Below are 11,987 nucleotides of genomic sequence, written 5' to 3' on the forward strand. Positions count from 1 at the left end.
TAGGGTCTAGCTCCTTTGCCGCCTAGTCACAACACAAATTATTTAGAGTACTTTGTTGGTTATAATTTTTTTCTTATTTTAAAAGAAAAGACGTTTTGATATTAAATGCTTACCCACCGCTTTATTAATATAGCTTATTGAGCTTAACTTAAATATTTACAATATAAACAATAAGATGAGGTGATGAGTGTTTCGTTTTAGATCTATATCAATAAATTGATAATTAAATATTAACAAACTACGATCTATTTCTTATCTAACTCTACTTTCTATTCATAAATTAATCGAAAATTGTCTGTGATAATAAGGGCTTCGGCCACTATGTTATAATTCCTGTAAGTCGTTGTATATTATATTATATATCGAATTGCGATTCGCTTTTTATTTTTCTATACGCTAGAATCCTTACAGTTAATAAGTGAACGTAGTGGGTTGTTTTAAATTTAATGATATGAATTTAATCGACTGCTGGGTTCTCAATAAAACTCCTAGCCTTTGTGTCTAAGTTCGGTAGCCCGAATATGATGCTCTGGCCGTGGTCTATGAGCCACCAGGGTGCGAGATAGAAATGTCTGCATCTCCCGTATTTGGAAAGGTGTGATTATGCAACAGCTTGTCGATCAATTTGACCGTAAATTCTATTATCTTCGTCTCTCTATAACAGATGTTTGCAACTTTCGTTGCACATATTGCCTCCCTGATGGCTATAAACCAAGTGGCCGCCATGAATTCTTAACACTCGATGAAATTCGTCGCATTAGTCGTTCTTTTGCTGAATTAGGTACGGAAAAAGTCCGTATTACGGGTGGTGAGCCAACGATGCGTAAAGACTTTAGCGATATTATTGCCGCAATTAATGAAAACAAAGCAATTAAAAAAATAGCGGTAACAACCAATGGCTATCGTATGGCGCGAGATGTTAAAGAGTGGAAAGACGCAGGGCTTAGTGCAATTAACGTTAGCCTTGATAGCCTCGATCCACGTCAATTTGCTGCGATCACAGGACAAGATAAATTTTTTCAAGTGATGAAAGGGATTGATGCTGCTTTTGAGGCAGGTTTTGAAAAAGTTAAAGTTAATGCGGTATTGATGAAGAATGTCAATGATATTGGGTTGAAGTCATTCCTAAATTGGATTAAACATCGCCCAATTCAATTACGTTTTATTGAATTAATGGAAACGGGTGATGGAAGTGATCTATTTCAACGTTACCATGTATCAGGTGAAACCATTCGCGATCGCTTAATTGAAGAGGGGTGGTATATGCAGCCACGCTCTCGTAGCGATGGCCCTGCCCAAGTCTTTAGCCATCCTGATTATCAAGGCGAAATCGGGCTTATCATGCCGTACGAAAAAGATTTTTGCCAAAGTTGTAATCGCCTACGTGTTTCCTCTTTGGGAAATCTGCATTTATGCTTATTCGGTGAGAATGGTATTCCACTGCGTGATTTGCTTGGCGATGATAATCAAAATGAAGCGTTAAAAGCGCGTCTTCAAAGTGGATTGAAATCTAAACGTGAGACCCATTTTTTACATATGGGCGATAGTGGCATTACCCCAAATTTATCCGTCATTGGCGGCTAACCATTTTTGATTTTCAGGAGAAAATATGTCCCAGCTGACTCACCTTAATGCGTCGGGCGAGGCCCATATGGTTGATGTTTCTGCAAAAGCTGAAACTATCCGTGAGGCGCGAGCGCAAGCGTATGTCACCATGAACCCAGAAACGTTAGCAATGATAGTCGATGGCAGTCACCATAAAGGTGATGTTTTTGCGACAGCGCGTATTGCCGGAATCCAAGCTGCAAAAAACACGTGGCAACTGATCCCTTTATGTCATCCCCTATTATTGACTAAAGTTGAAGTGACTCTTACAGCTGAACAAGAACATAACCGTGTACGCATTGATACCTGTTGTCGTTTAACGGGTAAAACGGGTGTTGAAATGGAAGCGCTTACGGCGGCCTCTGTGGCGGCATTAACTATCTATGATATGTGTAAAGCTGTTCAAAAAGATATGGTTATTGGTCCAGTGCGCTTACTTGAAAAAACCGGCGGTAAGTCTGGACATTTTAAGGCGGAATGATGATTACAGTTTTATTTTTTGCTCAAGTGCGTGAATTAGTCGGCACAGATCGTTTGGAGCTGACTGAAAATTATCAAACGGTTGAAGAATTACGCCAAGCACTATCACTAAAAGGCGATCGTTGGGCGCTTGCTTTAGAAGACGGAAAATTACTCGCAGCTGTCAATCAATCATTTGTTTCACTGGAACATTCATTGGTTTCAGGTGATGAGGTGGCATTTTTTCCACCCGTCACTGGGGGCTAAGTTATGAACAATACTCATATTGCGGTACAAACGGATAATTTCAGTGTTGGTGAGCAATACCAGTGGTTAGCACAGTGCGATAGTGACGGCGCCGTTGTCACGTTTACAGGAAAAGTGCGTAATCATAACCTTGGTGACAGTGTGGCAGCGTTGACACTTGAGCATTATCCAGGAATGACCGAGAAAGCGTTAAATAATATTGTTGAAGAAGCAAGAGGGCGTTGGCCTTTGCAGCGCGTGAGTGTTATTCATCGAGTCGGTACATTACAACCGGGTGAAGAGATTGTATTTGTGGGGGTGACCAGTGCTCATCGCGATGCTGCATTTCAATCTGCTGAATTCATTATGGATTACTTAAAAACAAAAGCACCTTTTTGGAAAAAAGAAGCATTGCCAGAAAATGAACGCTGGGTTGAAGCGAAAGAGAGTGATGAAGCATCAGCAAAGCGCTGGTAATCGCATTTTTTCCCCTAAAAAATACGAATTTGCTGAATGTATTGTGAAAGTATTGTGATAAACTTTGCTATAATTTGTCCGATTACAGTATTTTTACTGGGTCTTTTTTCTTTTTCTTAAAGGGTAACCATCATGGGTCAGTTTGATCAACGTAATGATTCTCTTGTCCAGGGTGCCAACACTGGCGTTCAGGCATTTATGTCACAAGTATACGGCTGGATGACAGTCGGTTTACTGTTGACTGCATTTGTAGCTATGTATTCATTGAGCAGTGGTTTGTACATTACCATCGCAACGAATAAAATTTTGTTTTTTGGCATGATCATCGCTGAGCTTGGCTTAGTGATGGGTTTGTCATTCTTACTTCCAAGAATGAATGGCATGATGGCAACCGGTATGTTTATGCTTTATGCATTGCTAACCGGTTTAACTATCTCCGTTATTCTCGCTGTTTATACCGGTGAATCTGTCGCGGGCACCTTTGTCATCACTGCGGTGATGTTTGGTGCGCTTAGCTTCTACGGCTATACCACTAAACGCAGCCTAACAGGAATGGGTAACTTTCTGTTTATGGCATTGATTGGTATCGTTGTCGCTTCACTGGTTAATATCTGGCTGCAAAGTTCAATGATGTACTGGGTTATCACTTATGGTGGTGTGCTGCTGTTTGCTGCATTAACTGCTTATGATACTCAGAAGTTGAAAGAAATGGGTTCACAAATTGATGAAAATGATAGAGAAACAATGCGTAAATACTCAATTATGGGTGCATTATCTCTGTATTTAGACTTCATTAACCTGTTCCTGATGTTGCTGCGTATTTTCGGTGACCGTCGCTAATTAGCGATTAGTACAGTATAAATAATTAAAAGCCCTTGTGATGTGAGTCACAAGGGCTTTTGTGCTAATTAAAGCTTGAAAAATAATAAGCTAATAATTAATTGTGAGATTATTAGTGAAGTAAACAGCCTTGAGCGACTCATCTAACCTAATGGTTTATGCGATTTTTTTCTAAATAAACAGCCTTGAGCGATTCATCTAACCTAATGGTTTATGCGATTTTCTTTCTAAATAAATAGTACGCTACATTACTTGTGACTAACGCAATAATAAGTAGTGGCCATAAGCTATGGAAAATTACTGAAAAATCAGCATCTTTTAGATAAATTTGTTTAGTAATATCTGTAAAGTGCCGAATCGGATTTATCCAAGTAATATCTTGTAGCCAAACAGGCATATTCTCAATAGGAGAAATATAGCCCGATAACAGGACGGCAGGCATCATAAAGACAAACACCCCAATAAATGCCTGTTGCTGCGTGGAACATAACGCAGATATTAATAAACCAAAGCCAACCAACGATAAGCCGTAAAATAGCATCGTGCCATAAAATAGTAGCAATGAACCTGCAAAGGGAATTTCATAACAAAAAATACCGATGACGAGGACCAGTGTTGCTTGCGCCGTTGCGACTATCAATGCAGGAATGGCTTTGCCAATAAAAATTTGCCAAGTGGTCAGAGGCGAAACTAACAATTGGTCTAGTGTGCCTTGCTCACGCTCTCTGGCAATAGAAAGAGAGGTGACAATAAGTACACCAATGGTTGTAATTAATGCGACTAATGAGGGTACGATGAACCATTTATAATCTAAATTTGGGTTGTACCAATTGCGAACAACCAATTCACTATTGTTGGGGCGAGGCTGACCTTGTGTGAGCTCCTGCTCATATTGCATGACAATTTGTTCAATATAGTTAGCGGCTATCTGAGAGCTATTTGAATTTCGTCCATCTAACAATAGCATCATGTTAGCTTTGTGCTGGCTCGCAATATCAGCGCTAAAGTTTTGATCGAAACGCACTACTAACAGCGCTTTACGGTTATCGAGCGTCTCGCGAATGTCGTGTTCACTTTTCAGTAACAAGATATGAGAAAATGCACTAGCTTTGGCTAATCGCTGGGTAAGCTCAATAGAATGTTGGCCACTGTCTTGGTCATAAATTGCAATCGTGGTATTGGTGACTTCTAATGTTGCCGCTAGCGGAAATAAAATCATCTGAAAAATAACGGGCAAAATTAAAATAATCCGCGTTTGTGGTTCTTGCAACAAAGATTGCAACTCTTTCATAATTAAGGTGTATAGACGATAAAACATAGTTTCACCTCAATCCAGTCGACGACGGGTTTTAAGCGCCGTTAGACCAATAAATAGAATTGCCGAAGCAATCAATAAAAGAAAATCAGTGAGTAACACGAGATAGATATCGCCGGCGAGAAATAGTGTTTGCAAGCTACTGACAAAATATCGCGCAGGAATGAAGTAAGTAACAGCTTGAATGATGGCAGGCATACTATCAATTTCAAAAATAAAACCCGATAACATGATGGCAGGTAAAAAGGCCGCATTCAGCGCTATCATAGCGGCATTGAATTGGTTTCGGGTGATCGTCGAAATCAATAACCCCATCCCTAATGCCGTAGCAAGATAGAGACTGGTGATCACAAATAAGATAACCAATGAGCCTCGATAGGGGATATCCAGAACAAACGTGGTGACGAACATGCATAGGATCATAACAAATGAACCAAGTAACTGATAAGGCAATAGCTTAGATAACAGTAGTTCAGTGCGGGTGATTTGCGTCGATAATAACGCTTCCATGGTGCCACGTTCCCATTCACGAGCAATCACTAGGGAGGTCAAAATTGCACCTACAACTGTCATGATAATACTAATCGCGCCTGGGATAATGAAATGCTGGCTAATTGCAGCCTCGTTAAACCAATAGCGCATATTTAATTCAATTAATGGGTCTGTTGCATAACCTTTATTTTCTCCTTGTTGAACTAACCAAGTATGCCAAACCCCTTTGGTGTACGCTTGCACAAAGTTTGCTGTATTTGGTTCGCTACCGTCAGTGATGACTTGAATCGGCGCATGGCCTTCTGAGCGCAATAGCTGAGCGGAAAAATTGACAGGAATAACAACGATCCCGCGAATTTCTCCTGCTTGCATTTTATTGGCTAAAAGCTGGCGGTTATCACTGATAGTTGCATCAATAAAAGGCGAGCCAGTAAACGCATCGACGAGTTCCCGCGCTTCTTGGCTTTGTTGGTCCATTAAAATACCCACGCGCAGTTTGCTCGAATCTAGATTGATACCATAGCCAAAAATGAACAGCAGCATGAGTGGAATCACAACAGCGATTAGTGCACTGCTCGGATCGCGAACGATTTGTTTAGTTTCTTTAAAGCACAGAGCTTTGAGTCTGCGCCACGAAAAATGGGAGGCTGCTGCGGTCATCGTTCCCCCTGTTGTTGATCATAATTAAAGATAAGCTCTATGAAGGCATCTTCCATTGAAGGATTAGGATTTTCAGCGCTGGCAACTTGTTGTTTTAGTTCATCGGGGGTGCCTGCGGCAATAATTTTACCGTGATATACCAAACCAATACGATCGCAATATTCAGCTTCATCCATAAAGTGAGTGGTTACCATCACAGTGACGCCTTTATCGACCATCCCATTAATATGTAACCAAAATTCTCTACGAGTTAGTGGGTCAACTCCCGAAGTGGGCTCATCAAGAAACAAAATATCGGGTTCATGCATCAACGAACAGGCAAGAGCGAGGCGTTGTTTATAACCTAAAGGTAATGAATCTGTGATTTGATTAATAATTGGCGTGAAACTAAATGCATCTATCATCTCTTGCATTTTAGTTGATTGCTTTTTGTGGTGAAGGCCATAAACGCCAGAAAAAAACTTTAGGTTTTGCTTCACTTTTAAGTTGCCATATAACGAGAATTTTTGCGCCATATAACCTAAATGCTGACGTGCTTTATTTGAACTGGTTTTTAAATCCATTCCTAATACCAAAGCTTGTCCTTCAGTTGGTTTCATTAGGCCACACATCATTTTAAATGTGGTTGATTTCCCTGCACCATTAGGGCCTAACAAGCCAAAAATCTCACCGCGTTTGACTTGAAAATTAACCGTATCAGTGGCGGCAAAATTACCAAATTTTTTAGTGAGATTGCGAGCTTCAATGACGGTTTCATTCGGATTTGGTGGGATTTGCGGGACAATAGAAGCCAGCTCTGAACGATGTGATGGGCCACCGCCAAGTAAGTCAATAAACGCATCTTCAAAGCGTGGCTCTGCTTCAATTAGTTTTTGGTCGCCCATATTGAGCGCATTAAGTAAATTTTGTTGTGAAGCATTAGGTTTTAAGATCAAACGGATGTAGCGACCTTGAATTACGCCATCGGTAGTTTCAGGTAATACTAATGCATTTTGTAGTTGAGTGCGTTTTTGTGTGGCAGGGACGTCGAGTAAGAATGATCGTCCAACCATTTTTTGAGTCAGTAATTCAGGTTTTCCTGAATACAGTAACTTCCCCTTGTTGAGTAGCAGAACTTCTTTACATTGCTGAGCTTCATCTAGGTAAGAGGTGCTCCAGAGGATCAACATGCCATCATCAGCAAGGGTATGCACCATTTGCCATAATTCACGACGAGCGATGGGATCGACTCCTACTCCCGGCTCATCGAGCAGCAATACCTTAGGCTTGCCTAGTAATGTACAGGCTAACCCCAGTTTTTGTTTCATACCGCCTGAGAGTTTACCCGCAAGACGAGAGGTAAAATCGGTCAGATTGGTAAATGTCAGTAATTGTTGATAGGTTTTTTTGCGTTCATCACCAATAACACCACGTAAATCTGCATATAAATCGAGATTCTCTTGCACGGTTAAATCTTCGTATAAACCAAACTTTTGTGGCATATAGCCCAAGTTTGCCCGCACTTCAATACTGTCTTTGATGGGATCTAAACCCATTAGACTGATTGTGCCGGAATCAGGTTTTAACAATCCAGCTAGCATTCTTATTAGCGTTGTTTTACCTGCGCCGTCGGGGCCCACGAGCCCCGTGACTGAGCCACCATGAATTTCAGTCGTTAAGCTCTCGACTGCCGGTGAATCTAGACCTGAAAATGTTTTTTCAATACCCTGAAGGCGTATGTTGTAATCATTATTCATGACAAGCATTTACTGTTTTGTTTCAGGAAAACGGACGGTGACGGGCATACCCTGACGCAGAGCGTCATCAGGATCGCTCACGATAATACGTAAACGGTATACCAAATCAGTACGTAAATCAGGTGTTTGTACGCTTTTAGGCGTGAATTCAGCAGTAGGGGAAACAAAACCTATTTTCCCGTGGTAAGGAGAATCGGGTCTGCTATCGGTATATAGCAACACATCACTACCGGGGACGGCGACACCAAGATTAGGCTCGCTGATATAGGCTCGAACCCATACCGGGTGGATTAGGGTAACACTAAATACCGTGTTGCCTGCACCAACAATGGTACCGGGTTCAATAGCGCGGGTTAAAATAGTGCCATCTGATGGCGCAGTGAGTGTTGTATCTTGCAAATCAAGTTCAGCTTGTGCAACAGCGGCTTCAGCTTGTAGCCATTCACCTCTTGCTGCGGCAATCTCTTCTTGGCGAAATCCACTTTGATATTGATTGAGTTTATCTTGTGCGGCTTTCAGGGCAGCGAGGGTTTGATTACGACTATTTTTTGCATTGTCTAAATCATTAGCTGAAATAACGCGCTGAGCTGCAAGGCCTTGCTGGCGTTTATAAAAATTATCAGCATATTGCCAAGCCGCTTGTTTTTGAGCAACTTCCGCTTCTGCTTGAGCAATTTCTTGAGTTCGATAACCCGCTTCTTTTAAAGCTAGTTGCGCTTTAGCGCTATCTCGAATGCCTTTCGCTTTATTAAGCGCATTGATGTAAGAGGCATCATCAAGTTTGCCAAGCTTATCCCCTGCGGTCACGCGCGCGCCTTCATCTACATTCAAAGACGCGAGCCTTCCCCCTACTCGAAAACCAAGGTTAACGGTTCTGACATCAACATTTCCGTATAAGGTTAATGTTTTATCTTGCTTAGATTGGTAGTAGTAATAACCACCCACAGCAACACCGATTAATATGACAATAAGAAGAATAAAAACAGAACGACGTTTATTGTTCATAGCTAACCTTACTCAAGAGGATAAAATGATAAAAAAGTTATACTGAGTTAGTTATAACCTAAAAGTATTACTTTTCTTTATCTATTTATCATATCACTTTTCTGCTTGTTTGCGATGACGTAACCCCTCTAATAAGATATTTGTATGTTCGATAAGAACTTGATTAATAATTTCAAATTCATTCTCATTAATATGTTTCCAACCCGTTTGTCTGAGTAATGTTTCCCGTGCAATACGAAATGAAAGCGTTTCGCCAAGAATGGCATGGGTATGGATTAACGTAGTTAAATTATGGGGATCTGCGCCGATATAAGTGGCGATTAGATGATTTAAACGCGAGTGTATTGGGCCTAAAGCTTGTTCATGGATGATGGTGTAGGCTTCTGTTGGATTCAGCTGTTCACGTGCTAATATTCGCGAAAAACTGAGGTTTTTTTTCTCCAACTGAAAGTAATTATAAGCAATAACGGTTTTTTGTAATAGCTCAAGGGCTTTTTGAGGTGTTTGAGCCTCAGCAGGTTGGTTAAGAAAATTATCTATCAGGTTAAACGTTTCATAGAAGCTTTCTTTGACGTTACTGGCAATCATCTGTGCAACAGCAAGGTAAAGGCCTTCCTTCGAACCAAAATAATATGAAATTGCTGCGATATTTTGACCAGAAACTTGTGCTATTTGGCGTGTAGTCGCCCCATCAAGTCCTTTTTCTCCATAAACATCAGCAGCTGCGAGAAGTAGTTGTTGTCTCGCATTCTCTCCTCGCAAAGTTGACGATGAATTTATAATCATAAACATTCCTTTAAATCAGAATTAAATAACACCCAAATAGGCTCTAAGCGGCTTTTCATTTTTATAAGGGATAGAAAACGACAACTCATAGTGTCATATAAGTATATATACCATATGAAGGGCATTTTATATTAATTTGTGAGGCAAACTAAATTAATATATTTATCGTCATCAAATAATGTTAGAATTTAGACATGTCGCACGGCAGTTTGCGCTTTTTTCTTCTTCTGATTCACTTCCCCTTAGAACTGCCTCAATAATTTGATACGGTGAAGCCCGGAGTAATTTAATTTGACTAATTTTTCAGACCTCGCTTTAAACGAGGAAATTTTGCTTGCCATTAATGAGTTAGGCTACGAAAGTCCTACACCTATTCAACAACAAGCTATTCCTGCAGTGCTTGCAGGTAAAGACCTGTTAGCAAGCGCTCAAACAGGTACGGGTAAAACCGCAGGCTTTACGTTGCCTATTTTACAAAAACTCATTGAAACCCCGCGTGGGAACAATCGTAGACCCGTTCGGGCGTTGATCCTAACACCTACAAGGGAATTGGCAGCTCAAGTTGCTGAAAATGTAAAAGAATACAGCCGTCATTTGAAAATCCGCTCAATGGTTATTTTTGGCGGGGTAAGTATTAATCCGCAGATGATGAAATTGCGCAGTGGCGTTGAGATTTTGATTGCAACACCTGGACGCTTACTCGATTTAGAGCATCAAAATGCAGTTGACCTATCTCAAGTTGAAATTCTTGTGCTTGATGAAGCTGATCGCATGTTAGATATGGGTTTTATTCACGATATCCGTCGTGTTATTAGTAAACTCCCTAAAAAGCGTCAAAATTTACTTTTCTCAGCAACTTTCTCTGACGACATTAAACAGCTCGCCAATAAATTGCTAACTAACCCTGTGACCATTGAAGTGGCGCCACGTAATTCAGCGTCAGAACAAGTGACACAATATGTACATCTTGTTGATAAAAAACGTAAAGCAGATCTTTTATCATTCATGATCGGCCGCGATAATTGGCAGCAAGTTTTAGTGTTTACGCGTACTAAGCATGGTGCTAACCGCCTTGCTGAACATCTTAATAAAGATGGTATTAAAGCTGCGGCTATCCATGGTAATAAAAGTCAGGGCGCGCGTACTCGTGCACTTGCTGATTTTAAATCGGGTGATATTCGCGTTTTAGTTGCTACTGATATTGCTGCGCGTGGTATTGATATTGAACAACTTCCTCATGTTGTGAACTATGAATTACCGAATGTGGCAGAAGATTATGTTCACCGTATTGGTCGTACTGGTCGCGCAGATGCAACGGGTATGGCGGTTTCTTTAGTTTGTGTCGATGAAATTAAACTTCTCAAAGATATTGAAAAACTATTGAAAAAATCAATTCCGCTAATGACAACTGAAGGTTATGAGCCAGATCCTTCAATTAAAGCTGAACCTATTCAAAAATCACCGCAGCGCAATGACAGACGTTCATCTGATAGACGTCCTAGTGAGCGCAGTGACAGAGGTGGAAGTGATAGAGGCGATAAAGGTAGTAACAGACCTCGTCGTTCTAGCGCGCCAGCTGCAAAAGGAAAATCTGAGTCATCAGGTTCACCTTGGAGAAATGCACAAAGCAAAGTAAGACAAGGACGTGGTGAAGGTTAATGCGTGTGCTACTAGCCCCTATGGAAGGGGTTTTAGACTCACTCGTTCGTTCATTGCTCACAGAGGTCAATGATTATGACCTCTGCATTACTGAATTTGTTCGTGTAGTAGATACGTTACTTCCAGCTAAAACCTTTTATCGTTTGTGCCCCGAATTACGTAATCAAAGTCGTACGCCATCAGGAACTTTAGTTAGGGTGCAGTTGTTAGGGCAGCACCCCCAATGGTTAGCCGAAAATGCAAATAGAGCCGTTGAATTAGGCTCTTGGGGCGTCGATCTGAATTGTGGATGGACAAAGTTTATGTAGGATAAACATAAACTTTATTTTTATCATATTTTGATGACAGAATAAGGAGGCGCGCATATTTCCTCCCAAAAACTCGCTATTAATCAATATTGTATTTTATCTTTAATCTAAAATGTCCTATTTGTCACTGTGCTTACCGTTAAAACATAAGCATCTCAGTTACCTGCGCTCTGGGGTAAATCTTCCAACTAAACGTTACTCTTCTGCAAGGGCTGTGCCCCTAGTTCCATTTGTACGTTTCTGAGCTCGTTTGTGCCTAGCAAAATGCTAATGGAATGCTCTTGCCCAATGTAGAGCTCTTAAGTCGGAGGGCTTTCTGCCATCTCCTCATAAGAATTAGATATTCTGAAGTGGTCAACAAAAATTGGTCACCGTTTTAGAGTTTTCCCAATACAATCG

11 protein-coding genes, 1 pseudogene and 1 riboswitch are annotated in these 11,987 nt (G+C 40.8%); of the genes and pseudogenes, 7 read left to right on the forward strand and 5 right to left on the reverse strand.

The annotated features are described in order from the left end of the window. The first annotated feature begins 473 nt into the window (after positions 1-473). Positions 474-614, forward strand: a riboswitch (molybdenum cofactor riboswitch). From moaA to ACTH6U_RS19050, 5 genes are all read left to right on the forward strand, one after another. After that, positions 604-1,584, forward strand: a complete 981-nt coding sequence (gene moaA / locus ACTH6U_RS19030) for a GTP 3',8-cyclase MoaA (RefSeq protein WP_294103268.1) — start codon at positions 604-606, stop codon at positions 1,582-1,584. It overlaps the preceding riboswitch by 11 nt. 25 nt (positions 1,585-1,609) lie before the next feature. Then, positions 1,610-2,086, forward strand: coding sequence for a cyclic pyranopterin monophosphate synthase MoaC (gene moaC / locus ACTH6U_RS19035; protein WP_336428921.1), 477 nt, complete (start codon positions 1,610-1,612; stop codon positions 2,084-2,086). After that, positions 2,086-2,331 carry a molybdopterin synthase sulfur carrier subunit gene (gene moaD / locus ACTH6U_RS19040; protein ID WP_294103265.1) on the forward strand — a complete coding sequence of 82 codons (246 nt, stop codon included), beginning with the start codon at positions 2,086-2,088 and terminating at the stop codon, positions 2,329-2,331. Before moaC ends, moaD begins: the two co-directional genes overlap by 1 nt. A gap of 3 nt (positions 2,332-2,334) precedes the next feature. Continuing rightward, the gene (moaE, locus tag ACTH6U_RS19045; RefSeq protein WP_294350789.1) at positions 2,335-2,787 is read left to right on the forward strand and encodes a molybdopterin synthase catalytic subunit MoaE; all 453 of its coding nucleotides are present in this window, start codon (positions 2,335-2,337) and stop codon (positions 2,785-2,787) included. 132 nt (positions 2,788-2,919) lie between these two features. Next, positions 2,920-3,627, forward strand: coding sequence for a Bax inhibitor-1/YccA family protein (locus ACTH6U_RS19050; protein ID WP_294103261.1), 708 nt, complete (start codon positions 2,920-2,922; stop codon positions 3,625-3,627). Between the two features lie 211 nt (positions 3,628-3,838). Here the strand turns inward: ACTH6U_RS19050 and ACTH6U_RS19055 are convergent, their stop codons facing one another. The 5 genes from ACTH6U_RS19055 to cecR all read right to left on the reverse strand — a co-directional run bounded on the left by ACTH6U_RS19055 (position 3,839) and on the right by cecR (position 9,627). After that, positions 3,839-4,945, reverse strand: coding sequence for an ABC transporter permease (locus tag ACTH6U_RS19055; protein ID WP_294103332.1), 1,107 nt, complete (start codon positions 4,943-4,945; stop codon positions 3,839-3,841). A 9-nt stretch (positions 4,946-4,954) separates the two neighbouring features. Beyond that, a complete protein-coding gene (locus ACTH6U_RS19060) occupies positions 4,955-6,094 on the reverse strand; it encodes an ABC transporter permease (RefSeq protein WP_336428916.1) in 1,140 nt (379 codons plus the stop codon). Next, the gene (locus tag ACTH6U_RS19065) at positions 6,091-7,830 is read right to left on the reverse strand and encodes an ATP-binding cassette domain-containing protein (RefSeq protein WP_336428913.1); all 1,740 of its coding nucleotides are present in this window, start codon (positions 7,828-7,830) and stop codon (positions 6,091-6,093) included. The genes ACTH6U_RS19060 and ACTH6U_RS19065 overlap by 4 nt, the downstream gene beginning before the upstream one ends. 9 nt (positions 7,831-7,839) lie before the next feature. Continuing rightward, positions 7,840-8,835: a secretion protein HlyD gene (gene hlyD / locus ACTH6U_RS19070; protein WP_441832909.1), complete on the reverse strand. Its 996-nt coding sequence runs from the start codon at positions 8,833-8,835 to the stop codon at positions 7,840-7,842. Between the two features lie 93 nt (positions 8,836-8,928). Next, positions 8,929-9,627, reverse strand: a complete 699-nt coding sequence (cecR, locus tag ACTH6U_RS19075) for a transcriptional regulator CecR (RefSeq protein ID WP_434720107.1) — start codon at positions 9,625-9,627, stop codon at positions 8,929-8,931. A 285-nt stretch (positions 9,628-9,912) separates the two neighbouring features. Here cecR and rhlE point away from each other — a divergent pair, with 285 nt between their 5' ends. Together rhlE and ACTH6U_RS19085 are read left to right on the forward strand one after the other, a co-directional pair. Next, on the forward strand, positions 9,913-11,280 hold the full coding sequence (gene rhlE, locus ACTH6U_RS19080; protein WP_434720106.1) for an ATP-dependent RNA helicase RhlE: 1,368 nt from the start codon (positions 9,913-9,915) through the stop codon (positions 11,278-11,280). Next, a pseudogene (locus ACTH6U_RS19085) lies at positions 11,280-11,570 on the forward strand (tRNA-dihydrouridine synthase); the annotation flags it as partial. The gene rhlE and the pseudogene ACTH6U_RS19085, both read left to right, overlap by 1 nt. Positions 11,571-11,987 lie beyond the last annotated feature (417 nt).

Source organism: Providencia sp. (assembly GCF_052096715.1).
GTDB lineage: Bacteria > Pseudomonadota > Gammaproteobacteria > Enterobacterales > Enterobacteriaceae > Providencia.